Below are 25,763 nucleotides of genomic sequence, written 5' to 3'. Positions count from 1 at the left end.
TTGATAGCCTGTATGCATCTTTGTCACACGACTCCTATCTCATAGCTAAAGCCTTTATCGCGTACTGCATTTAGGCTTTAAACTCCTGCTTCCCACATTGCTGAATAACTTTCATGTTAAGTCGGTCTATCTGACTACAAGTTACTGTCTTTCATTAGTTTTTTTCAGCATTATTCGGTGAGGCAATATCCCTGACTATGGTATCTTGAGTTGGTTTTATTCTGGTTTTTATTACTAATAAATTTTACTAGTTACAACTTTAGTTAAGGTCTTTCAGGGATGGTAACCGTAACGAGAAAGCTGCAGGCTTTCACTTTAATCGAATTGTTAATCGTGATCGCAATCATGGGGATTTTGGCGACTGTAGTACTGCCGTCTTATCAATCCTATATCCAGGATGGTCGCCGAAGTGAAGCGCAGCGCACTATTATTGAGCAAGTCGCATTGCTGGAACGGCAATATACACGCATGGGGGGGTACCCTGATGGCTTAGCCGTGCCTGCAAATGACAGTAAGTATTACTCTTTTAGTTATAAAGTGTCTGAAGCGGCGGCGGGATCAGAGGCGAGCAACGATGCAACCACATTTACACTGACGGCTACACCTAAATCGGGCACCTCACAAGCAGGTGATCGTTGTGGCGCATTAAGCATTAATCAGCAAGGGGTGAAAACGCCTGCTCAAGGATGTTGGTAGATGCATTCCTTCACAGCCCCGACAAGCAAAGGCTTTACTCTGATAGAGCTACTCACAACATTGGCGATTGTAGCTATCGCTGCCAGTACAGCTGTCCCTGCTATGAGTAACCAAATCAAAAATAACCGTTTAGTCAGCAATGCCAATCAACTACAAAGCGTATTTAAGTTTGCCCGCAGCGAAGCGGCTAAGCGTGATTTAACCATTTTGATCAATGAAGATGCGGGAAGTTGGTTAGTGCAGTTAGAAGGTGAAACTTTGCAGGAGTTTCGTGTCAGCCATAATGACATCGCTGTCACAGGACTTAAAGATATGACTTTATCGCGCTCAGGAGAGGCCGAGGCCAGCAAGATAAAAATAACTGATAGTGACAGTGGCACCACCGATTACTGCTTCACTATTTTAACTAGTGGTCAGAGTTATTTAACTAAGAGTAATCGTTGCTCATGAATACACTCAAAGCTATCCGTCAGTCAGGGTTCACTCTTATTGAAGTGCTTATTGCCCTTTTTCTATCGACGATCATCTTACTGGGTCTCGCCGCGGCTGAACTAAAATCTCTGCAGTATGCAACCAATAGCTTTAATTACACCCTCTCTTTAGTTCAGGCACATAACGCGGTTGAAAAAACGTGGTCAAAACTGTGTGACTTGCAAACTGGCAATATTAGCTACGATAACGACTTTGTTACGAATGTTCAGCCACAATTTGCAGCTTATACCTTGACGCTAGCTCCTGCTGCTGGGGCGGGGTTTAACAATGAGTTGGAGGTCGATGTGAGTTGGAATGATGCTCGAATGGTGGACGGACTCGAAAGCCGAATTCGAATCGATGCTATGTTCCCGCAGGTGTGCTCTTAATGTTGATACTCACTCCTACTCTAATGAAGCAAGCTGTGAAAGGCTTTTCACTTATTGAGGTGATGGTTGCACTGGTCATCAGCACCGCGTTAGTGCTAGGTGTATTTGGCGTTTATTCATCAATCAGTACCACAATACTAACCAGTAAAAGTCTTGAAACGACCCAGGAAGTGGTGCGTTTTAGCGTGCAGGTGTTTAGCCGTAGTTTAAAGCAAACCGAAATGGAACCTAGCATAGTTAGTCATGGTAGCAGTCTGGTGGTAGAGCAAGTCGCTAATGTGAAAGCATGTGACGGTTCAATTCCAGATAAACCTTATAAAGAGACCTATGTCGTTGTCTCGCCGCTACTGCAGTGTACTTTGACCATTGATGGGGCGGTATCAGCTCCTAAAACGATTCTCAACGGTATTACGGCTATAGAGTTTCACCGTGAAGATGATTTGATGCGCATTCTAGTGAGTCCCAGCTTCTTACCGGAAAGTTTTATTGGTGGGCAGGTACGAATAGATATTGCACTGACCCGAATTATTCTCTCAAAAGCATTTTCTTCTTAGGCGGTTCCATGTATTTATCGCATTCATCTCAACAAGGTATGAGCCTAGTTACTGTTATGCTGCTCAGTTCACTGGCAGGTATTTTAGTTTTAGGTTCTCTGCGCGATAACATTATTCAAGAGCGGCTGAGTGGTAATTTTCAAAAGAAGATGAACGCGCAGCTAGTGGCTGAAAGGGGGATATTTGAAACCCATGCTGCTCTGTTGGCATCGCTTCAGGATAACCCTGATTCAACATTAGAAGAGCTGATGGCTGCAGTTGGAGGAGATAGCTTAGCCAGGTCAGGTAGTGGTGGATTGAGTGATATGCGCTATAGCGTTGACTTGTCGAAAGACGCCTCGGGGCAACTTTTACTTGCCAGCCGAGGCAAGCGCTTTGAAGGTTCTTCTGCTTTAAAAGCGAGGTTTGAATTGACCTCTGGTGGCGGTAGCTCACCGTTTGCCAATGCCATTGTTGGCTGTGAGGGAGTCAATATCACCGGTAGCGCTAAGATCGATAGTTTTAATTCGAACACTGGTAGCTATGACCCTAACCTTCCTGGTGAGAATGCCAATGTCACAACGATAGAGGAAGATGCTGATGTGACCTTAGCGGGTCATTCACCTATTTTTGGGGATGTTGCTGCAACGGGTAATATTGTTCTAGGGGGCTCTTCACCGGTAGAGGGTAGCTTGCACGCAAATGGCGATATCACTTTAGGACAAAGCCGAGTCAGTGGCAGTGTGTTAGCACGTGGGAATTATAGTCAAGCTGGTGGCTCAGTTGGTGGCTACGTGCGTGCAATAGGGGATGTGTTCATGAACTGGGGCGCATCGATATTAAACCCTAACAATACAGAGCCAGATATTCTTTATGGCGGCGCAGCAGAGTTTAAAGATAACTGGAATCAAAAAAATCAGGCAGGAACGCTTTATAGTAGTGGTTTATTTCGAGTAATGCCTGAGATAGAAAAAGTCCCTGAGAGTAATGGCAGTGCACCCGATCCATCCGATCCTACTAATTCAGACGGTGTCGTTTGTGACACCATGGGGATCACTGATGAAATCGCAGCTGTTGATGATGGCTTGAGTACGCTAGCGAGCATAGAGGTTGGTCCCAATAAAGGATTTGAGTTATCGACTCGTCTTGGTAGGTTTTACCGTGGTAGTGGCCCATCTTCGACGCCTAAAAGTGCAATTTTCCTTGGCAATGTTCAAGATGTTTACAAAGTGAGCCGCTTTGCGATGACATCGAATGCTAAAGTTAAGATCAGTGGCGGTGATGTGTTTATGTATGTCGAAGGGGACTTTCGTGTTGGCGGTGACACTGAAATGATTATTGAGGAAGACAGTAGTTTAACTTTGTTGATTAAGGGTAAGGTTATATTGGGCAATGGGGCACGAATTATTGCAGAGAAACCTGGATTAACCAGTGAGAGCAAGCGACCGTCTATGTCTATCTATTCATCTAATGCTGATGAAACTGGTGTGGAAGTCAGTGGTGACTTAGCGTTCTATGCCGCGGTATATGCGCCTTTCACTGAGGTGAAAATATCAGGCAGTGGTGAACTTTACGGCTCGGTGAGAGGTAAAACAGTTTCTGTTCCTGGCGGCTCAGCGATTCATTATGATCATGCTCTTGCTAATATAGATCCGCCGGGTGGATTAGCTGGCAAGAAAAAACTCAGACTTGTTGGTTGGGAGTATTAGGGCTGAATAGCAACTCAATTAAGTCTCAGTCGAGTTCAGCCCTGTATTTATAAACTACCAAATCACTTCGGTAATCACATTTTCAGTCTCACCGACTAAGGTTTTAACTACCTCGTTATTGGCATCTAGCAAGATCAGTCTAGGTATGCCGATATTGGCAAATTGATTGTAGATGCTTCTATCGCTATCTGCGACTAGAGCGAAATTAAGTTCATACTCTTTGGCAAACTTATCCAATGTTTGCTTATCTTCCTCTCTGCCTACACCTATAATATCGACATTGGGACTCAAATATAGATCTGATGCAGTAAGGTGTTTCATGGTGCGCTGCGAATCATGACACCAAGTGGCGAATAAGATCAGTAACTTGTTATTGCTTGATTTGCTTAGATCAATAGTGTTTCCCTGAGTATCGATAAATTGAGTCACAGGTACCTTATCACCCGCTTTTACATAGGTGAGATATTCGGGCTTCTCTTGGTCAGCGCTGTGGCCTGCATTCGTTGCACAGCCGGAAGTGATGAATAAAAGTAAGCTGCTGAAGATAAGTGTTAAAGCTCTCATAGTGCGTCCATGTGTTTGTAAGTCGACCTAAAGTAACAAAGCTTAGAGTGATTGTATAATGGCTGTCTTGGTCGCTGCATCCAATAAGGTTTTTAGCTACTGCTATATGTTTGGCCATCACCCTTTTACAGTCCCTAACTATGTGCTTTGAGTGACTGCCCTGTAAGGCAGTTAGGGTAAAGTCGTAGGTTACAGCGGATGAAAGAAGCGCTCTTGCCTTGGCAGGTAGTAATTATCATAGTTTGCCGAGAACACCACGTTACTGGCGCGGCCGACAATTTCAGCTCGAGGCACAAACCCTATCATTCTTGAGTCGCTACTGTGGTCGCGATTATCACCCAATACTAAGTAATGACCTTCGGGCACGGTTATTGGGCCAAAGCTTGATTGGCGAGTAATCATGCCTTGCCCTGCTATTCCTGCAACGTTAACTTGGTGATTGTTCCCCAAAAGGTGTTCGGTTCGCGTTTCAGAGCCGTCAGCATTCGAAACACTTGGGGGGCTGTATGCGATTGTTTCACCATTAATAGATAATACGTTGTCTTGCATAGAAATAGAGTCGCTGGGCAAACCTATCACTCTTTTCACTAGCTTCTTGTCACTAGCCTTTGAATCAAAGATAACGATATCTCCTCGCTGTGGGTTGGCAAGTTGAGTGATAGATATATGGGTAAACGGAATACGCAGATCATAAGCCATCTTATTAACCAACAAACGGTCACCTTCAACAATCGTTGGTTTCATTGACCCTGTCGGCACGCTATTCCAATCGGCAACAGCACTTCTAAAAACCAGCATTAAAGAAACAAATAAGATAAGCGAACGATTCTGTTTAAGCAGTTTTAGTAATTTTTTCATGCAATAGTTCCTTTATTGAATAGCGGTTTAGTTCCTTTTTCAGACTCCGAGAGTTCATTTAGGTTCGTATTTAAGCGAAACCTAAAGGTAAGCAAATATGAATTTTTAGCTGCATAGAGAATGATGACTAAGTCGTCACTGAAATTTATGTAAACCAAAAAGTATAATTTTACGGCTATAAAACCGCTTTCTTGAAAAAAAAACCATTATTGGTCTATTTGTTGCTCAGTTAAGCAAATATAGGCTTTACATTTAAACTCGATATCCCTATTATTCACGGCGTTCGGAGAGATGGCAGAGTGGTCGAATGCACCGGTCTTGAAAACCGGCATGGGTTTGTAGCCCATCTAGGGTTCAAATCCCTATCTCTCCGCCACATTAAGACGAAGGGCTACCAGAAATGGTAGCCCTTTTTCGTTGTCGAGAGAAAGACCCCTAAGGGTTCCTATTATTCAAAGTCAGCTATCTCTTTGCCGCTTTAAGACGAAGGGCTACCAGAAATGATAGCCCTTTTTCGTTGTCGAGAGAAAGAACCCTAAGGGTTCCTATTATTTAAAGTCAGCTATCTCTTTGCCACATTAAGGAAGCCCGCTATCGAAAGATATCGGGCTTTTTGCTTTCTGGATTTTGAGTTTAGTATGACAAGATAGAATCTTAGGCTGCTGTTGATTCGAGCCTGCTATCTTGAGTGTTAAGTTTCCCTTAGTATCGCCGGTTTTATGTCGATTAAAGCTGTGCCGTTTAAGCAGTCTAGCCCTTTGACTGTGATACATCCCTGACTGATTTTTTCAATAGGTACGACTGCAGCGACTACAGGGTTTGGACGATGTGGTGAACGCAGCGCAAAGGTGCCGATTAGGGTTCCATCTGCAAGCGGTTGCTGAATTAAATCTCTGTCGACGTTTTCAAACCAGTACAGTACTAAAATCCATTGCCCGACTTCCAGTCCTGTAAGACCTTTTTGGTAGGCTTTATCAAGCATGAGCCCACAAATTGGTCCATTAGCTTGAATATTGTTTGGGCAGCTTATTGTATCGCTATAAGGGGTCTTGATATGGCCAATAGGCTTTAGTTCGAATGTCATTTGGCTTGCCTCGAATTATTGTGTGTTTGCATGCTGGATAAGGTGTAGAAGAACACTGTGATAAGAATGATCCCGCCGCCAATTAGACTCTCGAGCGCAGGGATTTCATTAAAGAAGAGTAATGCCCAAATTGGTGCCAATACAGTTTCTAACATCATCGTCATTGAGACCTCTGCGGCAGTGATATGACGGGTTGCGACCATGGCTAATACGCGGCAAATTGGCGCAGTAAATAACCCCATAGCAGCCATAATTAACCAGGTATTGAGGTTGTATTCAGTGGGGGTTGCGAAGAAAAGCATAACGATTGCTAATAGCATCCCTCCTAGGCCGACAGTTGCTAAGCGGCTAACGTCCCGATATTTGCGTAATAGGGTAAACATGATTGCTAAACAAGTGACCGACAGTAGCGCGAGCAAATCGCCGAACCAATTTCCCGAGCCGACAGAACCTGATACCACTACGCTTATCCCGATCATTACCGCAATAATAGACAGCCAAGTAGCACGGCTGGTTATCTCCCTTAGGAGCAACCAGCTAAATACAGCCGCGAGCGCCGGCGTTGCGCTGAGAATGACGAAGGTGTTAGCGATAGAAGTATTTTTGATGCTAAAAACTAATCCTGCTGCACTGCCAACCATTAAGCTGGCTGTTAGCAACAGTGGCCAGCCACTGAGCTTTATGGCCTGTACGAGTCCGCGCTTATCATTGAGCTGTAATACTATAGGCATGGATATTGCCGTAAACAGTCCAAAAAGGAAGGCGGTGTCAAAGCCACTCACGCCGGCAAAGCGAATAAATATAGGATCTATACTCATAAGCACTGCGCCTAATATGGCCAAAGAAAAACCTTGGAGCTTGGTATTATGATTTGAAAACGAAGTGGCACTTATGCGGGTCATTGCTGACTCTCCAGTAAATTAAACTGTGGCAATTATCATAGAGAAGTCAGGGGCGTGCATACCTTATAGTGTGGTACTTTTTGAACATTTTGGTCGTAAAGGTGTTTGACTTTTAGCACTGGTTAATTTGCTATCTATATTAAGCCGTTGACTGTTTCAAAACTATTAGATGTGTCAGTGCGATCAGCTTTCGTAGAAATGAGAGGATTATTTGCCGTCTAATTAGAACCGAAATGTTATCTTTATTTTTCCCAATCAAACCGAAATGATTGTGGCGACTTACCAGACAGACGTTTAAAGAAGCGGCAGAAATAGCTAGTATCTTTATAACCCAATTCAATCGAAATAGTCTTGATACTCTTGTGGGAAAAGGCCAACTCTCGTCTCGCCTCAACGATGACTTTATCATGAAGCAATTGAGTGACCGTTTTACTAAATTGCTCCTTACTTAGCTCGTTTAGTCTTTTGCCTGTCATGGCGAGTTTTTCTGCATAGAAGGTCACCTCTTTGTGTGTCTTAAAGTGATCATCAATGAGTTCAAGCAGTCTTACCATTCTTAGGTCAGCGCTAGAGGTGTAATCTTTATGATCGTCTAAATAACGCATCATATAGCGTAAAAAAGCCAGTAGTAGAGTGCTCATCAGAGCTTTGTCTGCTGTTGTACTATTCTTCTCTTTAATCAGTATGTTCACTAAGCTACGAATATCTTCTTTACCTTTTTCATCTAAGGTTAGGTAGGGTTTATCGCTGCGATTTTGCAGAAACAGCCTATCAATGGGGAGTTGGCTTTGGGATTCAGCATTGATGAATTCGGCGTTGAATGAAATTGCGCAGAACTTGTTGGGTACTTGTTTGACATCGTGAACTTGGCCTGGAGCGATGAAAAATACCTTATTAGCCAGCATTGGGAATTCAAGGAAGTCTATGCTTTGGTAGCCTTCCCCCTCTAAAACCCAAAAGATTTCGAAATATTCATGCCTGTGTGGAATTGGGGTTTCTATGGCGGGCTCATCAAGCAGCTCGATATCGAACATGGCGCCCTCAGGTAACCGTTTTATCTCGATCATATTTGTCCACTCTGGCGCGCATTGGTGTTAATAGCAATTAGTATAAGAATAAGATGAAGGGCTAACAGAAATGATAGCCCTTTTGTGGGAGGAAAAATAGCAACTCATTATTGTCGATGCTGAAAGCGGCGAATCTTGTATCGTTGCAGAATGACTCTTCGGCTAAGACGCTGACAAGTATTTATTTAGCTGCACAATTGTTCACTGCGCTCTGGGCGATTGAGCAGTTCAGCAGTGCTTCTGGGCCAATACCGGCAAAGCCTTTACCCAATGCGACCTGACCCGATATTAAGTCTTGGTACCAATCTACCCAAGGGTATTGGTAGCCGTAGGCTTGCGCTGAATGCAAAATCAATTTGTCTTTTGGGGCGATGGGCGTGTTAACACCTCGCTGTGGGTAAAACTGTTCAATCACCACATGTAACCACTCATGAGTCCATACGCCAGGGTCGTCGTTGAGGTATTGATCTATTCTGCCCTTAACGCCAATCTCTTCAGGGTTAAATTTAACTGTCACATAGCCAGTTTTATTGGTTTCTTCTGACATAGGCTCAAGCCAAGCTAAGCCAAAGTAGGGACTTTTAAAACTGCAATCTTGCTGCTGCTCACGCCAAAAGTAGAATATGGTGTCGTATTGCCCTGGTTTTATATCGCTAAGCTGTGCAAGCCCTTGCTCTGGCTCAAGCGTGAACCAGTCATTTTTAGGGTTATGCGATAGCACTGCCGGAGCATTAAGATCTCTACGCTCTACCTGCCATTTGACCGTATTATAAGAGAAAGGCTCAATATGCTGCTTTAGGTTATGTTTAAAAAACTCAAAGCCATCATCTAAATCAGCCTTACTGAAGGAGGTGTTACATTGACCTAACTCTGTTTGCCCTTGGCTGGTGGGAACGCCGACAAACAGTGCTTTCCATACCTTTGGTGTTGCTAAATTGTCTTGGTTTAGGTGTATTTCTAGCGGTTGATTTTTGTAGGTCACTTCTCTCCTGAGATACTGCCTTTTAGCATCGGTGCCTACAGATATGAGATGTTCACCTTCGCTAAGGTTGAGCATATTGGGTGTGCTTAGCCCAGTATAAGCGCCGTCTAAGTATATTTTGCCAGCATCTTCACTGGTGACTAAGGTGTTGCCAATACTGCAATCGACAGTGGTTTGGCAGAGTTTTTCTCGGTTGCTCGCTTCGCTAGACAGAGATATTTGCAGCAAGCCTAGAGTGATAATAATTAGGGAGGTATTTTTCACAATGATATCCACATATTAGAAAAGAAAAACCGAAGCACTATAGTTAATGCTTCGGTTTTGCAGGGTCTTAGAAAGTATAACGTAAGCCTAATGCGTAGCTTCTGCCATAGCTCGACGAGCCTATGCCGTATTGTGCACTGCTGGCACCAGCAGTTAACAGCTCCGTTTTCATGGCATTAACCGTGAGGTATTCTTCAGGGTCAAGCAAGTTGTAGGCATCAGCGGATAACTGCAAGTTATCAGTAATGTCATACTTTAAACTGATACTTAGACTATCCCATGCTGGCGCTGTGGCTTGCTCAGTGGTAACACTGCCAAAGGTTTCGTAGGTCCAGTGGCTAACGTCACGAACGGTATAGTCCGAGCGATAGTTATAAGCCGCATTGATGCTAAAGTCTTCGATCTCATAGAACAGGTTAAGGTTAACTTGATGCTCAGATAGGCCGAAGAATGGGATTTCATCACCTTCGCTGTCATTTTTACCCGAGGTGCTGTTGTTATAGGTATAGTTACCAGCAACACCGAAACCTGCCAAGCTATGAGGTAAGAAGGCATCAAATGTTTGATACCAAGCCAGCTCGTAACCACGAATAAGGGCTTCGTTATCAGAGTTGTAAGATCTGGTGACTGAGAAGTCTTGCCCTGCGATCACTTCTGAGGTCACTTTATCTTCAAGCGTATTTTCAAACTTCTTGAAGAAGGTAGCAAAAGCTAGGTTGCCATCATCGCTGTAATACCACTCTAATGAAGTATCAAACTGCTTTGAGGTATAGGGCGCAAGTCCAGGATCACGCTCATACATAGTGCGCTTCTCTTTACCAGCAGATCCACCGTCTAGCTCAGGGCTGATATTTGTTTTAGGCGTTAACTGCGAAAGGAAAGGTCTAGATATCGCCTTTGCCGCAGCAAGTCTAAGTACCACGTCATCATGTAAGTTGATCTTGAAGTTCATGCTTGGCAGTACTTCAGAATAGTCACCGCTGTATTCAACTAACGTTTTGTCCTTCCAGGCATCATTGGCAAGGGTGCCATCACTGTTAAACGCTAGATTAGCGGGGTTATGCGAGTAACCGTAGGCAGTGACATCGGTTTTGATATAGCGTACCCCTAAATCTAGCATGTAAGGCAAGCCGAATAGTTCCTCTTCTAGCTTAGCTTCGAGATAAGCATGCACTGTTTCCTCTTTAACGCCATAGGTATTACCTCTTTTGGCGTTAGCTTGTGGCAGTAACTCTTGATAGGCGACAGGATCGAGTGTTTGGAAGTAGTTAAAGAGATTATCTACATTAATACTTGGCCAAGCTGACGGAAGGCTTGCGCCGCCGGCAAAGCTATTGCTTGAACCTGGAATGATGACATTGCTAGGCAGTTGCCACATAGTTTGGCCGCCAATATCGATAGTAGGCGCATCAAATGTCGGATTAACATCATCCATATGGTCCAAAGCAAAAATGCTTGGCGAGTTTGGATAGTAGTTTTGACGATCTTTTTGCTCAGAAGTATAGCCGCTACCAAAATATACTGCGGTTACAATTCCTTCCGATGGCTCCCAGGTACCATCAACGACAAAGCGTTGAATCTCATCTTCAATGCTGTCGCCATAACGACGACTGTGGTGGGCGCCATATTTCGCATTTTGATCAAGAGGCTGTGACAGTGAAATGTCAGGGATCGAAGAACCATTATTGAAATTAATGGCGGCGCCATCGACGCCCGCTCTGACAACAACCAGATTACCATTGCCGTCATCTTCATTTTTTGCCTTTGAAATTGAAGCATCAAAATTTAACGTTACTTCATCAAGCAGCCAGTTAGCGTTGAGGCCTACTTGGTAGGTATCACTTTTACGTGGCACCCCTGTTTCCAGTAACTCTACTGTGGCATCGTTCCAGGCTGCATCTGCTAAGAAGCCATCAGGCCCAGCATTAAAGTCGGTATAGGTAGCACTGGAGCTATAAACATTTGGCATCACTACCGTCATCGCTTTAGAGCGATTGTCGACATCGTAAGAGCTGTATAGGCCGTCTAAGTTAATATCCAAGTTGTCGCCAATGAGCCATTGAAAAGCGACCGTACCGCCAAAGCGTTCCCGTTCAGATTCGGTACTGGTTACGCGTGGCCAGTTAGGCATTCTGAAGGTGTCATTAATAGCGGCGCCTTCAGGTAAAGTGTCTTCTATATTATTAGGGTTGCTTCGATGGTGTAGTTCGTTGTATTGCCAATCATCCCAATTACTTGAAGAGTAAGCGTCGTAGCGACTGGTGCGTTTTGAGTGCACAAATGAGGCGAGAGCGCCAAAGGTACCGTCATTGAACACATCACTCATTATGAGCGAGGTTTTTGGGTTGGTTGACTCGGCGCGCTCATTGTATTCCCCCTCTACGGAGAGTACTAACGACTGGCCGACGTCGAGTGGCTTTCTTGAGTAGATGTTAACCACGCCACCCACCGCTCCTTCTTGTAACTTAGCTTGTTGAGTCTTGTGAACTTCGATTTTCCCTACAAGCTCAGAGGCAATCACATCGTAGTTAAAGTCTCTAGTTTGGCTGTCAGAGGCGAGCTTTCGGCCATTAAATGTGGTGACATTGTATTTACCGGATAACCCTCGAATGGTGACTTTTTGGCCTTCACCATCGACTCGGGTCACACTGACGCCGGGGATGCGTTGCAGAGATTCGGCAACGTTTTGATCTGGAAATTGGCCAATATCTTCAGCCACAATCGCATCAACAATGTTGTCTGACATTTTTTTGATGTTTTGCGCTTCTTTCAGGCTACTTACGATGCCCCTTACATGAATAACTTCAACTTCTTCATCTTGTTGTTGGTTTGTCTCAACTGAGAGTACTGGCTTTTCAGTTGGTTCTGTTTCTGCGGCAACCGCAAGATTTAGCGTGCCATTGAGAATTAAACATACCGCAGAGGCGATTGGCGTTAACAGAAACTTGTTGTTTTTAATTGTTCTTTTTATTCGACTGGTCATCTATCTTCCCTTAAGTTATGACTTAATGAGCCTTGGGTGAAATATTTAAAACTCAGCAAGGCTTGGTCAGATATTGAACGACTAGGTGGTTAGGGTCGTCCTAGAACAAGAGGGATTGCTCCTGAAAAAAGTTTTATGCAGGGCGAAGGAAGTTGACTGAGGAAAGGAAGCAGGGTCTCATCTTGTCATGGAACAAAGGGAATATTTAAAAGTAGTGTTTTTGGCTTGCTACTTCTGTGTGGAATAAACTCAGAAGGGAACACCATTGTGTCATTATTTACTTTGGATTAGCCTGCCTTGAATGAGTTCGCCAAAAACACTCTGAGTAGATCAATTTCTAATACTAATTTGTATTATCTTTCAATGCGAAGTAGATATCGGTAATCAACTCACTTTCAGAAACCTCAGGAAACAGGTTGATATAGTGAAAGAACAGTGGAAAATCGCGGAGATTTTCACCGCTGGTTGGTAGCCATTCACGATAAAACTGGTAGATTTTATCGTCCATTAGCTGATGAGATCCTAAGTGGCGGATCTTAGCGAAGCGACCTCCTGGAATGCTTTTTGTGATAACCCCATCAGTATTAGGTTGAACCTCTTTAACGATTGAGCCGCATATATCAAAGTGAAACTGTGCGGCAGGCACTGTATTAGGGTCATTGTAAGGGATGCCAAATGTCTCACTGGTTGCAACTGGAGATTCTTGTGTTGCTTTGCGCCAGGCGATAAATTTCTGGATCGAATTGTTTAGGGTGTTAGCTGCTCCTAAGTGTTCAAATACGGCAATCTTGGTCGCTGTTCTCGTGGTGATGTCTACATTCAATGGGTCATTCCTCGTGAGTTGTACTTTCTCATATTCGTTACTCCATTGCGGCCAATTGGGCGTGAGTCGAAATTGAGAAGGTGTCTGGTTAAAGGCTTTTTTAAATGCCCGAGAGAAGGACTCTGAGTTTTCAAATCCAGCATCTAATGCGATATCTGTGATCCGTTCATTAACGTTAAATACTAGTCGATATGACGCCCGTTTTAGGCGCATCAACAATATGTATCTGGAGACGTTTACGCCGGTGACTACCTGAAACTGGCGGTGAAAATGGTACTTCGAGAAATGAGCGACCTGACTCAGCAGTTCTACATTAAGATCGTCGTCTAAATGGAGGGCAATGTAGTCGCAAATAGCGACTATTTTTGCTGAATAATGTTGTTTTGCCAGTGACTTCATTTCTAACTCCTCTCAAGTGCGCTGCTATTATTGCAGTGACTATTAAGTGTTACCTGACCGAAATTGCTGTTATGGGTAGCCAGCTTAAAAGCCGCGGCGCTTCCAGAAAGCGCCTATCTTGTCGTCCTCTTCATTCATATGAACTTTAAAGGTTTTCTCTGCGATGATTTTACCTTTAAGCTCAAGAGTCATCCGCCATTTCCCCACTTTATCGTGCTCAGGAGCCCAAATGGTGTCACCTATGTAGAACTTCCAATCATTTGATTTGACGTAGACTTCGCCATCAAAAGGTGGGCGAATATCACCATTATCATCAGGAATATTGGGATGATAGATGCAGTAGCGCAGAACTTGATTCTTGGCTTTTTTAATTTGAGCGACGAAGCCAAACTCAATATCAATTTCGGCTGGCACGTGCACTGTTGCTTTTGTGAGTTTAGGCAGCTCATCGCTGTCTTCGTCCCATTTTGTGAATATACCGCTACGGATGATGGTGACATCGGGTTTTAGTTTAGACACGGTAGACAGGTCTTCTTATGAGGATTTATAGAGGAATTATAATACGAAAAAAGCCACAAAAATGCATGCTATCAAGGCCAATACATTGAACGTGAAGATTTCTATCCAGTATAAAATGCTGTTTGATTGGACATTTTTAGTGAGCAATGTAATCTGAGCTTGTTTTTTGTGAAAAGTGCAGTCTATTTCTGATGCCTAACTGTGTGATATTGGACCTTGGCTGTGCAGTTATTTAGGAAGTCGTAGGCTTTCGGGCATAAGGCTAATGATAAATTCAATTTGGATAAAATCGGCTATATGAATCTTGCTACATTATTTTATGTTTACGATCCTATGTGCAGTTGGTGCTGGGGCTATAAACCAACATGGTCCTTTTTAGAAGAGCAGCTTAAGCAACAATTTCCACAACTAGCAATTGAGTATCGTTTAGGTGGACTTGCCGCCGATACTGATGAGCTTATGCCTGAAGAGATGGAAGATTTCTTACAGCAGACATGGCGGAAGATATCACAGCAACTTGGAACTCAATTCAATTTTGACTTTTGGGTGAAGTGTCAGCCCCGACGGGCAACTTACCCGGCTTGCAGAGCTGTGCTGCTGGCTCGAGATGTGGGGCTTGAGCAGTCGTTTTATTACGCTCTGCAGCAGGCTTATTATCTTGAGGCAAGGAATCCATCAGATGATGCTACATTGGTAGAAATAGCAACAGAGCTGGGAATGGATAGTGAGGCTTTTGCTATCGCGCTTAATAGCGAATTAACTCAAGCTCGTTTGCTACAGGAAATTAGTCAAACTCGACGGTTACCTATCCAGGGGTTTCCCTCTTTAGTGATGGCGTTAAACGGTGAACTCATATTAATCGAATTAGATTATAAAAATGCGCAAACTAGCTTTAATCAAATTGAAAAATTAATGCAGGAAGTGGTGATAGATAGTTAGAGGATCTATTTAGAGGAGCCTAAACAATCGATTTTAATTGGTGGAGAGCACTGCAGTAAAAGGCGTTAGGCTGCTTTTTTATAGTTAAAGCTAGTAACACTGAGAGTCTATCTATGTTACTCCACACAGTGCAGCTTATGGTCGCCGTCTATGCTGATAGTTAGCACCTTCATGTATTGACCATGGGTCACGTAACCACAACTACCTTTGATCTGTTTTCCCGACGATAACCTAACTTGGTAATGATACTCACCGTCGGCCTGCTCTGTGCTGTGATGTATGCGCATACTTTGCGATGGCTCAATATTATCGAATACTAGATTGTTGTTAGGAAGAGTGACTTCTACACGGGTGAGGAGTTGCCCTGATTGGTTGTTGATTTCAACGGAAGGCATAATGAAAAAATAAGCGTGGTAAGCAATAAATAAGCATAGCGCTGTACAGGTAAAGAATATAAGGCCGCTTCGCATAAAACCCCTTAAAGAATTTTGGTTAACATCAGCCAGTTTCGTTAAGTATAGAAAGCGATTCATTTTTTAGCTCTATACTTTTGATCTCGAGATTTGCCTTAACTGCGGTTAATGGTGATGTCCGATACATAACCATGCTCGGTTGCACTGAGCGCTTGCTTTAGCATAGTTGCAGCTTCCTCTGCGCTCATAAAACTATCGGTATTGAGGCTCTTGCCACTTGTGTTCCAAAAAGGGGTCGCCATACCGCCAGGGTATACAGCAATGAGTTTCATCGGCTGGCCTTTTAATTCTAACCTTACCGATTCCACAAGGCCGCGGACAGCCCATTTAGAAGCGCAGTAAGTTGACTCTTCAGCTTTGGCTAATTGAGCTGCGGTCGACATCACCATCACCACAGTGACTGGCTTACTTTTGTAACGCTTAACCGCTTCGCGTAGTAGCATAATTGCCGAGGTCACATTGTTATTCAATAGGTCTTTAATCGCTGATGGCGATTGTTGCTCTATCGGACCGAAGTAGCCACTACCTGCACAATGAATAATGGTCGAGGGTGTGTGAACTAGTGAGTCAAACAGGGAAACCACTGATTGCTCATCAGTTAAATCGCAGGCGTGAGTATTTATTTCGCCGTCAACTGATGTTGCGACTGCCTTTAGGCGCTGCGGATTACGACCGCTGATGCAAACAGGCATCTCTTGGCTGTAGATTTTTGCTAATGCGGCACCTAAACCAGAACTTGCACCAGTGATTAGAATCATTATGGTTTAACCTCTTAAAACAAGTTTACTCGATGACTAAGATTGCTTGCTCGAAATCAACCTGCTCGCCATCTTCAATTAATAACTTGCTGATCGTGCCACTTTTGTCTGCCGCGATGCTATTGATCATGGTCATGGCTTCAATGACGCACACTATGTCACCCTGTTTCACCTGTTGGCCTACATAGCATAAAGGCTTGCCGCTGTTTCTATCATTTAGATGAACAGTACCCACCATCGGCGATAGCAATGTATGAATATCAGTGTCATCGATATTGCTACTGAGATGACCAAGGTTAGGCGTTGCAATAGCGGCGGCAACGCTGCTTGCGGGGGCTAAGTAGGTTTGAGCTCCAGCTTGCATTGGCACTGGGCTATGGCGACAAATACGCACCGATTCTTCACCCTCTTTGATCTCTAACTCTGCAATATCAGACTCTTGCACTAACTCAATTAGCTTCTTTATTTTACGAATATCCATATTTATAGCCTGACCTTATTTCTGTTGTGAGGCTTTCAATTGAGCTATTACTGATTGCAACGCAAATTGATACCCTTGAGCACCTAAGCCGCAAATAATGCCCACTGCTTTGTCTGAAAAGTAGGAGTGATGTCGAAATGGCTCACGGCTATGCACATTGGATAGGTGTACTTCAATAAAAGGAATCGCCACGCCTAAGAGCGCATCGCGCAGTGCGACACTGGTATGAGTGAATGCTGCAGGATTGATAATCACAAAGTCTGCATCGGTGTTGTGAATTGCTTCAATTAAAAGGTGCTCAGCGTTTGACTGGATATGCTCAAGCTGGAGATTGGCATCTGCGGCTTGTTGCTGTAAGTCACTCACTATTTGCTCAAGGGTGTGATGACCATAATGGCCAGGCTCTCTGCGGCCGAGCAAATTCAAATTAGGACCATTTACGAGTAATACTTTGGCTTGGCTGCTCATGAAAAATTCCCTTGGATAAATCGATTAGAGTGCGCGAGATATTGATTTCAACAAAAAAACACGCGCTTGTCGAACTCAGATTTTTATCAACCTACTAATAGCCGCTTTTGTTCTGCCTGAGGGCTTTAGTTGCGCCTTTGTGTTTTTTTGCATCCATTCTTCGTCGCTGGCTACCTTTAGTAGGCTTGGTGGCAATACGCTTCTTTTGTACCGCGGCTACGCTGGCTACTAATGCGATAAACTGCTCAAGTGCTGTTTGACGGTTAAAATCTTGGCTGCGACTTTGCTGGCATTTGATGATGATTTTGCCACTTTTAGTGATTCTATGATCGGCTTTTGCAAGCAGTCGTGCTTGGTAAAACTCAGGCAAAGAGGAGTTTTTAATATCAAAGATAAGCTGAGCCGCTGTCGACACTTTATTAAGGTGTTGACCTCCTGCACCGCTGGAGCGGATAAACTGCCATTCAAGTTCACTATCTTGAATAGAAACTGCGTTGGATATTTTTATTAATGCCAATGAATAATGTCCACTGTAAAAGGTTCATTTCAAGCCCGAGCTGATGATGCTAAGCTTGATGAAGGTCAATGTTAACAGACTTTAAGCTAAAATAAGGGCTTAAGCCGCTTTTCCTTCAATTTTGATTTGCTATTATCGAGCAATTATCGATTCGACATTATAAGTCTAGTCGCTAGGGCCTAGGAGCTTGGATATATATGCTGTGTAAAATTCCAGATATCACTAAAGGCGTCATTAGTTTGTTTGCCAGCGGTCGTTTGTCGACTGAAGATTACGGCCAAATCCTACAGCCGATGATCGAGAAGTATCAAGGTAATACGGGTAAAGTGTGTTTATACGTTGAGGCTGATGTTTTGCTAGAGGGATGGGAGCATCAGTCATTAGCGGGCAGTGGCGAGGTACAATTACCCAACTTTGACGCATTGGTTTTGGTTGGAGGCCCTGATTGGTTTGGCAACGCGGTGAGATTACTTGGACCGTTTATGCAGGGCGAGGTCGCTTGGTTTCCATTAGAACAAAAGCAAGAGGCGATGAATTGGATTGCGGTACGTACCTAGGGCATCATTATTGGGTATAATAACGGAAATTGAGTCTGGAATACTCTCGACGATAAAAGGATAAATGGATGTCTGTATCAAAATTTTCAGTAGCAGGTTTTGCACTCGTTTTAGCTTTGGCTGTGACAGGTTGCGCACCAGAAGTTGGCAGTGAAGCTTGGTGTAAACAGATGAGTGAAAAGCCATCCGGTGATTGGACCGCTAATGAAGCTGCTGATTACGCTAAACATTGTGTATTTAAATAGTGTTAGTTAAGTCGTCACTTAATAGCATTAGAACGTCATTATTAAAATATAAAAGTTGTTTGCAGTGAACTTTAGGATATTATGCTAGTCCTATGTACAAGTTCTAGTATGTTTTAGTCTCGATTATAAAGGTGAAATTTGCGTTTATTTGCCCCTCAAAACCTCCTAAAGATGGCAACAGTGCTTATCGCTATTGTGCTCCTGCAGTTTGCAGGCGGCAATCTCGGCGCGCACCAGCTACATTTAGGTGATCATGAGGTGGAGAGTGAATCTCACCCACATATCCAGTTTACGGCTGATGTCACCACTTTTGCTCAATGTGTAGATGACTGTACCTGTCCTCTTGAGTTACAACAGAGCGACCAGGCTGACGCCGAAAAACATCAACATACTGTCGTTAAGACTGAATCTCAGAGCTTTGATCTGTGTCTTGACTGCCCTTGCCATGGTGGTCATGTGACCGCTATGTCAATTGAATCAATAACACCATCTGCGCCAGCAGGTGACATGCTCGTTAGCGGAGAGAAACAATATTTCCCTCCTGTTCAGCGACAAGATTACCGCCCTCCAATAGTTTGATCCTTTCCAGCATTAGCGTCTCTACCGCTTGAGTTAAGTCTGCACCTTTGGTTGTCAGTTAGCTCGACGGTTTATGCGAACCGTGCTGAATCTTTACATTCTAATGAGTATGAATAAAGCCTCAAGTAGTGTTCTTAACGGGTGTGAAACGCCATGTTTGAATGTTAGTAGCTTATCCATGCTGTTCTATAAAGATTGATACAGACCTGCCAAAGACTATTGAGTTTTCAGCAGTTTGTATGAAATTCGGTATATACACTTTTTGATTAAGACATATTTGAGTCGGCCTAATATGGCGCTCAATAGGTACTTAATGAAGAGTGTTGCCGGATAGATAGGATCCGCGATGAAAAAAACCATGATCGCCACTCTGTTACTAGGGTATTTGGCCGGTAGTGCCATCACCTCTCAGGCAATAGCAGCAGAAGCAGACTTAATGGCAGCAGTGCCTACCTCGCAGTTAAGCGTATCGAATAGTAGCCTAGCTCAGTTTAACGATTGGCTACCTCAAGTGATGTCGCGTTTTAACGCACTACCAGAGATTCAAGCGCAGAGTGCGCGTCGCCAGCAAGCGCAACTAAGCATACAGGCTGCAGACAGAGCCGTTTATAACCCTGAACTGGGTATGAACTATCAAAATGCAACCGACGACACCTACACTCTCGATATTAGCCAAACTATTGATTGGGGCGATAAACGGGGAGTCGCCACACGTAAAGCGCTGCTTGAGAGTGAAATATTATTATCTGATATTACCCTTGAGCGTAGCCAAATGTTGGCTGAGCGGCTGCAAGCATTAGCCAATCAGGGACAAGCCAAAAAAGCGCTGCAGTTTCAGCAACAGCAATTTAAGCGTGCTAAAGCTCAGTTGAGTATTGCTCGTCAAAGGGTGGAGGTGGGTGACATATCTGCTGTCGAGTTGCAGTTAATGGAGCTTGAAGTCGCCAGTAATGCAGCAGATTATGCGCTTGCAGAACAAGCTTCAATTGCTGCCGACGGTGCAGTACTTGGTTTGTTTGGCGAAGTTGAATTGCCTTTTGCCGATTTCCTTAATGCTCTTAGCATTCAGTCAAGCAAGATTGAGGTTTCTCCTGAACTGCCAGCACTGAAAAGTGCCTATCAGCAAGTACTTGTTGCCAGAGTGGCGGTTAAGCAAGCGAAGGCTGAGACAGCGGCCGATCCAACCATTAGCTTGAGCGCCGAACGAGAAGGCAACGAGAACAAGGTGGGAGTAGGGGTTTCTATTCCGCTGCAATTTAGAAATAACTACAGTGAAGTGATCGCAGTGGCAAACGAAGGGATCACTATCGCTGAACAAACTTACCTTGCCAAGGAGCGCGTATTACTGCAACAGCAAAAGCAGTTTTCATTGAGCCTACCTAGGCTCACTAAGCGTTATCAAGATTGGAGTGAGTTAGTGCTTACTTCTGGCTCTGAAGCGGCAAAGAACTTGGCACAGTTGTGGCAGACCGGTGACATAAACACCAGTGATTACCTGCAAAGTCAAAGACAGATGAGTAACAGCTACCTAGCGGGACTCGATTTGGAATCAGCCCTATATGAAAACTGGCTGACATGGATGGGAACCAGTGGACAACTTGAGTTCTATCTAAATCGCCAGCTTTCACAGACAGCGCGCTCAACAATTAAGTAAGGGCTTTGATTATGAAAAATATTAAAACAGATAGCATGAATACGGCAGAATATATGAATACGTCAACGGTTAAGCAAACTCAAAAAGCAGTTTTTGGTCTCAATGCGATTACGCGCGCAATGAGCTTTGGTCTATTCATGGCAATAAGTAGCGCGTTTATCATGCCTTTGGTGGCAAATGCTGGCGATGGTCATGATCATGCTGAAGAGGCGCCCGCTAAAGCGGTTGTTACCGAGGATGATGGTCACGGCCATGGCGCTGCTGGTGAGGCGGAAGAAGAGCATGGGCTGGACGCACTAAAGCTAACGCCTGAACAGCGTGAGTTGGCAGCTATCAAGGTGATCAGCTTAACGGAGCAAAGCTTCAGTTTAGAAGCGGTTGCAACAGCAACCTTGGTGGTTGACCGTGACCGTACTATCACTATCGCGCCACAGGTCGATGTACGCGTACAAAAACGCAATGTTGTGCCTGGTCAGGAAGTGCAGCAAGGCGATGTTTTGCTGACTTTAGGTGGTGTTGCTGTCGCTCAAGCACAAGCAGATTATATCAATGCTGAAGCTGAATGGAGCCGAGTTAAGCGCATGAGTAAGAGTGCAGTGAGTGCAAGCCGTCGACTGCAAGCTCAGGTAGACGCAGAGCTTAAGCGAGCCACGCTTGAGGCAATGAAGATGACGCCAAAGCAGATTAAAGCATTGGCTTCGAACCCTGAAACGATCGGCAGTTATCAATTACTCGCGCCGATTACCGGCCGTGTCCAGCAAGACTTAGCCATGTTAGGGCAAGTTATTCCTGCAGGCACAGCACTGATGCAGCTTACTGATGAGTCACATCTTTGGGTGCAAGCAGAGCTGACTCCAGCTCAAGCTGAAAAAGTCAGTATTGGTAGCAAAGCAATCGTCAAAGTCGGCGATAAGAGCCTAGAAGCTAAAATTATTGGCCGTTCACATGAACTCGATAGCGTCACCCGTACTGAGCAGATCTTAGTGAGCTTTGAAAATTCAGGTCATGTTTTACATGCTGGGCAGTTTGCTGAACTTTATCTTCCTGACGCGCAGCAAGGTGGAGTCATTTTGCCAGATTCAGCGCTGACACGCGGTGGCGATGGAGACTGGCAGGTGTTTATTGAAGATGAAGATGGTTTTGAGGCTCAAGAGGTTGAAGTGGTTGAACGTCAACGCGGTATGAACTTAGTTCGCGGTTTAGCATCAGGTTCTAACGTTGTTGTTTCAGGTGCATTTTTCTTGTCTTCAGAGCAAGCGAAGTCTGGCTTCGATATTCACAACCACTAAGAGGCGCTCACTATGTTACAGAAATTAATAGACGCTGCGATCCGCAATCGTCTGATGGTGGTGCTCGCGCTTTTAGCTGCGGTGATTGCCAGTGCAGCTATGCTGCCAAAACTTAATCTAGATGCTTTCCCTGATGTAACTAACGTTCAGGTGACAGTGAATACGGCAGCGGAAGGGCTTGCGGCTGAAGAAGTCGAAAAGCTAATTAGTTATCCTGTTGAGTCGGCCATGTACGCGCTGCCTTCAGTAACAGAAGTTCGCTCACTGTCGCGCACGGGCTTGTCAATTGTCACGGTGGTATTTGCTGAGGGAACTGATATCTATTTTGCTCGCCAGCAAGTATTTGAGCAATTGCAGGCAGCGAGAGAGATGATCCCTGATGGGGTTGGGGTGCCTGAAATTGGCCCAAATACCTCTGGCTTAGGACAGATCTACCAGTACATTCTACGGGCTGAGCCAGGTTCAGGCGTTGATGCGTCAGAGCTACGAAGCCTGAATGACTACCTCGTTAAGCTTATTATGATGCCAGTAGGTGGCGTGACTGAGGTGCTGTCGTTTGGTGGTGAGGTGCGTCAATATCAAGTGCAGATCGACCCGAATAAAATGCGCAGCTATGGCCTGTCCATGGAGCAAGTGACGAGTGCATTAGAGAGCAACAACCGCAACGCGGGTGGTTGGTTTATGGACCAAGGTCAAGAGCAGCTCGTTGTGCGTGGTTATGGTTTGTTGCCAGCGGGTGATGCTGGTTTAAAAGCGATTACCCAGATCCCTGTTGCTGAAGTGGCAGGTACACCGGTACGCGTGAGCGATATTGCTAATGTTGAATACGGCAGTGAGATCCGCGTTGGTGCTGTCACCATGACGCGCCGTGATGAGGCTGGTAATCAACAGGCACTCGGTGAGGTTGTTGCTGGCGTAGTACTTAAGCGTATGGGCGCAAATACTAAAGCAACCATTGATGATATCAGTGAGCGTACCGCTTTAATCGAACAGGCCCTGCCTGAAGGTGTGTCGTTCGAAGTTTTTTATGATCAAGCAGACTTAGTCGATAAAGCGGTGGAGACAGTGCGTGACGCATTGCTAATGGCATTTGTGTTTATCGTGGTGATCTTGGCGCTGTTTTTAGTCAACATTCGCGCCACTATGTTGGTGCTGCTGTCGATCCCAGTATCGATTGGTTTGGCGCTGATGGTGATGTCTTACTTTGGTATGTCTGCGAACTTGATGTCGCTTGGAGGCTTGGCGGTAGCGATTGGTATGTTGGTAGATGGTTCGGTGGTGATGGTTGAAAACATCTTCAAACACCTAACACAGCCAGATAGACGTCATTTATCCGAGGCGCAAGCACGTGCTTCAGGTGAAGTTGACCCACATCATGCAGATGAAGATGGTATTGATGCGGGTGAGCGTAGCGGTATTGCGATGCGTGTGATGCTGGCTGCAAAAGAGGTGTGTAGCCCAATCTTTTTTGCGACAGCTATTATCATCGTAGTCTTTGCCCCACTATTCGCTTTAGAAGGTGTTGAAGGCAAGCTGTTCCAACCCATGGCCATTAGTATCATTTTGGCGATGATCTCTGCGTTGTTAGTGGCACTTATTGCTGTACCAGCGTTAGCCGTTTATCTGTTTAAACGTGGTGTTACGCTAAAAGAAAGTGCAGTGCTTAAGCCAATTGAAGCGGGGTACCGTAAGTTATTGAGCGCTACAATGGCGAAACCGAAAGTAGTGGTGATTACTGCCGTTGTGATGTTTGCTATGAGCATGATGTTGCTACCAAGACTGGGTACAGAGTTTGTCCCAGAACTAGAGGAGGGGACGATTAACCTGCGGGTGACATTAGCACCGACTGCGAGCTTAGGCACCTCTTTAGAAGTTGCTCCTAAACTTGAAGCTATGTTGCTTGAGTTTCCTGAAGTTGACTATGCGCTGAGCCGTATCGGTGCCCCTGAACTGGGCGGCGATCCAGAGCCTGTGAGTAACATTGAAATCTATATTGGACTCAAGCCGATTGAACAATGGGAACATGCAGAAACACGTCTAGAGTTGCAGCGTAAGATGGAGGAGAGACTCAGTATCTACCCTGGTCTGTTATTTACCTTCTCACAACCTATTGCGACTCGTGTTGATGAATTGCTGTCAGGGGTAAAAGCTCAGCTAGCGATTAAGATCTTTGGTCCCGACTTAGATGTGTTGTCTGAGCGCGGTCAGGTGTTAACCGATTTGGTGGCTAATATTCCTGGTGCAGTGGATGTGTCCTTGGAGCAGGTGAGTGGTGAAGCACAACTGGTGGTACGTCCAAAGCGTGATCTGTTAGCGCGTTACGGGATCAGCGTTGATACCGTAATGGGCTTAGTGAGTCAGGGGATCGGCGGTGTGAGCGCGGGGCAGGTGATTGATGGTAACGCTCGCTACGATATTAATGTGCGATTGGCTGAAGAGTACCGTAGTGCACCTGACGCATTGCGTGACTTACTATTAAGCGGCGCTAATGGTGCCACGGTACGTTTAGGTGAAGTGGCCGATGTTGTTATCGAGATGGCACCTCCCAATATTCGCCGTGATGATGTACAGCGTCGTGTGGTCGTGCAAGCAAACGTAGCAGGCCGTGATATGGGCTCGGTGGTAAACGACATTTATGCCGTGGTACCACAAGCTGAATTGCCACCAGGTTACACTGTTGTGGTTGGCGGCCAATATGAAAACCAACAACGTGCTCAGCAGAAGCTAATGTTAGTGGTGCCTATCTCTATAGCATTGATTGCACTGCTATTGTATTTCTCGTTTGGCTCAATTAAGCAGGTCGGGCTAATTATGGCTAATGTACCATTAGCATTGATTGGCGGCGTAGTGGCTTTGTATGTCAGTGGCACTTATCTTTCTGTGCCAAGTTCGATTGGCTTTATCACCCTATTTGGTGTGGCCGTCCTTAACGGTGTGGTACTGGTGGATTCGATAAATCAGCGTCGAGCGAGCGTCAAGTCAGAGTCGAATGAGTCTCTTTTTGAAGCGGTTTATGAAGGCACTGTTGGTCGCTTGCGTCCAGTTCTGATGACAGCACTGACCTCTGCACTGGGCTTGATCCCTATCTTAATTTCATCCGGGGTCGGTAGCGAAATTCAGCAGCCGCTAGCAATTGTGATTATTGGTGGTCTGTTCAGCTCGACAGCGTTGACATTATTAGTGCTGCCAACATTGTATCGCTGGTTGTACCAAGATCGCGCTAACAAAGGTCTGAGCAAGGATTTTGAAGCTCTGGATTAATGGGGTTAGTGTAAGCGCCCGACATCAACTGTGGTAAGGGCGCTGAAGGTTTTCTTTGGCAGGGCCGCTAAAGGGGGTTGAAGTCGGTGTTCAGCATTAGTCTGCCTGATCCACCTATTTAGCCTTATATTGTTACGGTTGGCTGGTCACTTTGGCATGTGTTGTTTGGTTAAGACGCGGCAAGTTGAGCGATTTTTAGTCGCGCTTTAATTTGTCTCGAGGTTGCCTGATCTGCTTAATCAAGGCTCATGTTACGGCCAGTTAATTTAGTACGCGGAGCTGGATTGCTCCGCTTTTTA

26 protein-coding genes and 1 tRNA gene are annotated in these 25,763 nt (G+C 44.9%); 13 read left to right on the top strand and 14 right to left on the bottom strand.

What is annotated here, in order from left to right:
• Positions 1-279: 279 nt before the first annotated feature.
• The 5 genes from SWP_RS20655 to SWP_RS20635 are packed head-to-tail and all read left to right on the top strand — an operon-like array spanning position 280 to position 3,798.
• Positions 280-696, top strand: coding sequence for a type IV pilin protein (locus SWP_RS20655; RefSeq protein ID WP_020914604.1), 417 nt, complete (start codon positions 280-282; stop codon positions 694-696).
• Complete coding sequence (locus tag SWP_RS20650) at positions 697-1,146, top strand: pilus assembly FimT family protein (protein WP_020914603.1); 450 nt, start codon at positions 697-699, stop codon at positions 1,144-1,146. It begins immediately after the preceding gene.
• Positions 1,143-1,556 (top strand): type IV pilus modification PilV family protein, encoded by a 414-nt coding sequence (locus SWP_RS20645; protein ID WP_020914602.1) that lies wholly within the window; start codon positions 1,143-1,145, stop codon positions 1,554-1,556. Before SWP_RS20650 ends, SWP_RS20645 begins: the two co-directional genes overlap by 4 nt.
• Positions 1,556-2,110, top strand: coding sequence for a PilW family protein (locus SWP_RS20640; RefSeq protein WP_020914601.1), 555 nt, complete (start codon positions 1,556-1,558; stop codon positions 2,108-2,110). The genes SWP_RS20645 and SWP_RS20640 overlap by 1 nt, the downstream gene beginning before the upstream one ends.
• 8 nt (positions 2,111-2,118) lie before the next feature.
• On the top strand, positions 2,119-3,798 hold the full coding sequence (locus tag SWP_RS20635; RefSeq protein WP_020914600.1) for a pilus assembly PilX family protein: 1,680 nt from the start codon (positions 2,119-2,121) through the stop codon (positions 3,796-3,798).
• Between the two features lie 54 nt (positions 3,799-3,852).
• Here SWP_RS20635 and SWP_RS20630 read toward each other — a convergent pair whose 3' ends face one another.
• Both SWP_RS20630 and lepB read right to left on the bottom strand, forming a co-directional pair.
• Positions 3,853-4,362 carry a TlpA family protein disulfide reductase gene (locus SWP_RS20630; protein WP_020914599.1) on the bottom strand — a complete coding sequence of 170 codons (510 nt, stop codon included), beginning with the start codon at positions 4,360-4,362 and terminating at the stop codon, positions 3,853-3,855.
• Positions 4,363-4,551: 189 nt separating this feature from the next.
• Entirely contained in the window at positions 4,552-5,220 is a 669-nt protein-coding gene (gene lepB / locus SWP_RS20625; protein ID WP_020914598.1) for a signal peptidase I, read from the bottom strand.
• Positions 5,221-5,505: 285 nt separating this feature from the next.
• On the opposite strand from lepB, the gene SWP_RS20620 reads away from it, so the two are divergent.
• Positions 5,506-5,596: transfer RNA gene (locus tag SWP_RS20620), tRNA-Ser, on the top strand.
• A 315-nt stretch (positions 5,597-5,911) separates the two neighbouring features.
• Here SWP_RS20620 and SWP_RS20615 read toward each other — a convergent pair.
• From SWP_RS20615 to SWP_RS20585, 7 genes are all read right to left on the bottom strand, one after another.
• Positions 5,912-6,304, bottom strand: a complete 393-nt coding sequence (locus tag SWP_RS20615) for an SAM-dependent methyltransferase (protein WP_020914597.1) — start codon at positions 6,302-6,304, stop codon at positions 5,912-5,914.
• Positions 6,301-7,206, bottom strand: coding sequence for a DMT family transporter (locus tag SWP_RS20610; RefSeq protein WP_020914596.1), 906 nt, complete (start codon positions 7,204-7,206; stop codon positions 6,301-6,303). Before SWP_RS20610 ends, SWP_RS20615 begins: the two co-directional genes overlap by 4 nt.
• A gap of 242 nt (positions 7,207-7,448) precedes the next feature.
• Positions 7,449-8,273, bottom strand: coding sequence for a helix-turn-helix transcriptional regulator (locus SWP_RS20605; protein WP_020914595.1), 825 nt, complete (start codon positions 8,271-8,273; stop codon positions 7,449-7,451).
• A 181-nt stretch (positions 8,274-8,454) separates the two neighbouring features.
• A complete protein-coding gene (locus tag SWP_RS20600; protein WP_020914594.1) occupies positions 8,455-9,519 on the bottom strand; it encodes a hypothetical protein in 1,065 nt (354 codons plus the stop codon).
• 67 nt (positions 9,520-9,586) lie between these two features.
• Positions 9,587-12,502 carry a TonB-dependent receptor gene (locus SWP_RS20595; protein ID WP_020914593.1) on the bottom strand — a complete coding sequence of 972 codons (2,916 nt, stop codon included), beginning with the start codon at positions 12,500-12,502 and terminating at the stop codon, positions 9,587-9,589.
• 343 nt (positions 12,503-12,845) lie between these two features.
• On the bottom strand, positions 12,846-13,724 hold the full coding sequence (locus SWP_RS20590) for an AraC family transcriptional regulator (protein ID WP_044556146.1): 879 nt from the start codon (positions 13,722-13,724) through the stop codon (positions 12,846-12,848).
• 84 nt (positions 13,725-13,808) lie between these two features.
• On the bottom strand, positions 13,809-14,243 hold the full coding sequence (locus tag SWP_RS20585) for a DUF3859 domain-containing protein (protein ID WP_020914592.1): 435 nt from the start codon (positions 14,241-14,243) through the stop codon (positions 13,809-13,811).
• Positions 14,244-14,540: 297 nt separating this feature from the next.
• Here SWP_RS20585 and SWP_RS20580 point away from each other — a divergent pair, with 297 nt between their 5' ends.
• Entirely contained in the window at positions 14,541-15,182 is a 642-nt protein-coding gene (locus SWP_RS20580; RefSeq protein ID WP_044556145.1) for a DsbA family protein, read from the top strand.
• A gap of 116 nt (positions 15,183-15,298) precedes the next feature.
• Here the strand turns inward: SWP_RS20580 and SWP_RS20575 are convergent, their stop codons facing one another.
• The 5 genes from SWP_RS20575 to arfB form a co-directional block, all read right to left on the bottom strand.
• On the bottom strand, positions 15,299-15,652 hold the full coding sequence (locus tag SWP_RS20575) for a hypothetical protein (protein WP_020914590.1): 354 nt from the start codon (positions 15,650-15,652) through the stop codon (positions 15,299-15,301).
• A gap of 98 nt (positions 15,653-15,750) precedes the next feature.
• Complete coding sequence (locus SWP_RS20570; protein WP_020914589.1) at positions 15,751-16,413, bottom strand: SDR family NAD(P)-dependent oxidoreductase; 663 nt, start codon at positions 16,411-16,413, stop codon at positions 15,751-15,753.
• A 25-nt stretch (positions 16,414-16,438) separates the two neighbouring features.
• Complete coding sequence (gene accB / locus SWP_RS20565; protein WP_020914588.1) at positions 16,439-16,894, bottom strand: acetyl-CoA carboxylase biotin carboxyl carrier protein; 456 nt, start codon at positions 16,892-16,894, stop codon at positions 16,439-16,441.
• A 15-nt stretch (positions 16,895-16,909) separates the two neighbouring features.
• A complete protein-coding gene (gene aroQ / locus SWP_RS20560; RefSeq protein ID WP_020914587.1) occupies positions 16,910-17,362 on the bottom strand; it encodes a type II 3-dehydroquinate dehydratase in 453 nt (150 codons plus the stop codon).
• Between the two features lie 94 nt (positions 17,363-17,456).
• Positions 17,457-17,879, bottom strand: a complete 423-nt coding sequence (gene arfB, locus SWP_RS20555) for an alternative ribosome rescue aminoacyl-tRNA hydrolase ArfB (protein WP_020914586.1) — start codon at positions 17,877-17,879, stop codon at positions 17,457-17,459.
• Between the two features lie 197 nt (positions 17,880-18,076).
• Between arfB and SWP_RS20550 the strand changes: the two genes are divergently transcribed.
• From SWP_RS20550 to SWP_RS20525, 6 genes are all read left to right on the top strand, one after another.
• A complete protein-coding gene (locus SWP_RS20550; RefSeq protein WP_020914585.1) occupies positions 18,077-18,436 on the top strand; it encodes a SpoIIAA family protein in 360 nt (119 codons plus the stop codon).
• 68 nt (positions 18,437-18,504) lie between these two features.
• Positions 18,505-18,681: a DUF3012 domain-containing protein gene (locus SWP_RS23745; protein ID WP_020914584.1), complete on the top strand. Its 177-nt coding sequence runs from the start codon at positions 18,505-18,507 to the stop codon at positions 18,679-18,681.
• A 171-nt stretch (positions 18,682-18,852) separates the two neighbouring features.
• The gene (locus SWP_RS20540; protein ID WP_044556566.1) at positions 18,853-19,260 is read left to right on the top strand and encodes a hypothetical protein; all 408 of its coding nucleotides are present in this window, start codon (positions 18,853-18,855) and stop codon (positions 19,258-19,260) included.
• A gap of 346 nt (positions 19,261-19,606) precedes the next feature.
• Positions 19,607-20,914, top strand: a complete 1,308-nt coding sequence (locus tag SWP_RS20535) for a TolC family protein (RefSeq protein ID WP_044556143.1) — start codon at positions 19,607-19,609, stop codon at positions 20,912-20,914.
• Between the two features lie 11 nt (positions 20,915-20,925).
• Complete coding sequence (locus SWP_RS20530) at positions 20,926-22,203, top strand: efflux RND transporter periplasmic adaptor subunit (RefSeq protein ID WP_020914581.1); 1,278 nt, start codon at positions 20,926-20,928, stop codon at positions 22,201-22,203.
• A gap of 12 nt (positions 22,204-22,215) precedes the next feature.
• A complete protein-coding gene (locus SWP_RS20525) occupies positions 22,216-25,464 on the top strand; it encodes an efflux RND transporter permease subunit (RefSeq protein WP_020914580.1) in 3,249 nt (1,082 codons plus the stop codon).
• Positions 25,465-25,763: the final 299 nt, after the last annotated feature.

It is taken from the genome of Shewanella piezotolerans WP3, from assembly GCF_000014885.1.
In the GTDB taxonomy this organism is placed as follows: domain Bacteria; phylum Pseudomonadota; class Gammaproteobacteria; order Enterobacterales; family Shewanellaceae; genus Shewanella; species Shewanella piezotolerans.
Note: the sequence above shows the minus strand (reverse complement) of the source record. Positions and strands in the feature narration are given on the sequence as shown.

Bases quoted from the DNA above. Each gene is read 5' to 3' on its own strand.
- SWP_RS20645 (WP_020914602.1), top strand. From the start codon at position 1,143: ATGAATACACTCAAAGCTATCCGTCAGTCAGGGTTCACTCTTATTGAA.
- SWP_RS20630 (WP_020914599.1), bottom strand. From the start codon at position 4,362: ATGAGAGCTTTAACACTTATCTTCAGCAGCTTACTTTTATTCATCACT.
- SWP_RS20575 (WP_020914590.1), bottom strand. From the start codon at position 15,652: ATGCGAAGCGGCCTTATATTCTTTACCTGTACAGCGCTATGCTTATTT.
- SWP_RS20615 (WP_020914597.1), bottom strand. From the start codon at position 6,304: ATGACATTCGAACTAAAGCCTATTGGCCATATCAAGACCCCTTATAGC.
- SWP_RS20570 (WP_020914589.1), bottom strand. From the start codon at position 16,413: ATGATTCTAATCACTGGTGCAAGTTCTGGTTTAGGTGCCGCATTAGCA.
- aroQ (WP_020914587.1), bottom strand. From the start codon at position 17,362: ATGAGCAGCCAAGCCAAAGTATTACTCGTAAATGGTCCTAATTTGAAT.
- SWP_RS20525 (WP_020914580.1), top strand. From the start codon at position 22,216: ATGTTACAGAAATTAATAGACGCTGCGATCCGCAATCGTCTGATGGTG.
- SWP_RS20655 (WP_020914604.1), top strand. From the start codon at position 280: ATGGTAACCGTAACGAGAAAGCTGCAGGCTTTCACTTTAATCGAATTG.
- SWP_RS20550 (WP_020914585.1), top strand. From the start codon at position 18,077: ATGCTGTGTAAAATTCCAGATATCACTAAAGGCGTCATTAGTTTGTTT.
- SWP_RS20590 (WP_044556146.1), bottom strand. From the start codon at position 13,724: ATGAAGTCACTGGCAAAACAACATTATTCAGCAAAAATAGTCGCTATT.
- SWP_RS20540 (WP_044556566.1), top strand. From the start codon at position 18,853: ATGGCAACAGTGCTTATCGCTATTGTGCTCCTGCAGTTTGCAGGCGGC.
- SWP_RS23745 (WP_020914584.1), top strand. From the start codon at position 18,505: ATGTCTGTATCAAAATTTTCAGTAGCAGGTTTTGCACTCGTTTTAGCT.
- lepB (WP_020914598.1), bottom strand. From the start codon at position 5,220: ATGAAAAAATTACTAAAACTGCTTAAACAGAATCGTTCGCTTATCTTA.
- SWP_RS20610 (WP_020914596.1), bottom strand. From the start codon at position 7,206: ATGACCCGCATAAGTGCCACTTCGTTTTCAAATCATAATACCAAGCTC.
- SWP_RS20580 (WP_044556145.1), top strand. From the start codon at position 14,541: ATGAATCTTGCTACATTATTTTATGTTTACGATCCTATGTGCAGTTGG.
- SWP_RS20605 (WP_020914595.1), bottom strand. From the start codon at position 8,273: ATGATCGAGATAAAACGGTTACCTGAGGGCGCCATGTTCGATATCGAG.
- SWP_RS20595 (WP_020914593.1), bottom strand. From the start codon at position 12,502: ATGACCAGTCGAATAAAAAGAACAATTAAAAACAACAAGTTTCTGTTA.
- SWP_RS20640 (WP_020914601.1), top strand. From the start codon at position 1,556: ATGTTGATACTCACTCCTACTCTAATGAAGCAAGCTGTGAAAGGCTTT.
- accB (WP_020914588.1), bottom strand. From the start codon at position 16,894: ATGGATATTCGTAAAATAAAGAAGCTAATTGAGTTAGTGCAAGAGTCT.
- SWP_RS20530 (WP_020914581.1), top strand. From the start codon at position 20,926: ATGAAAAATATTAAAACAGATAGCATGAATACGGCAGAATATATGAAT.
- SWP_RS20635 (WP_020914600.1), top strand. From the start codon at position 2,119: ATGTATTTATCGCATTCATCTCAACAAGGTATGAGCCTAGTTACTGTT.
- SWP_RS20535 (WP_044556143.1), top strand. From the start codon at position 19,607: ATGAAAAAAACCATGATCGCCACTCTGTTACTAGGGTATTTGGCCGGT.
- SWP_RS20650 (WP_020914603.1), top strand. From the start codon at position 697: ATGCATTCCTTCACAGCCCCGACAAGCAAAGGCTTTACTCTGATAGAG.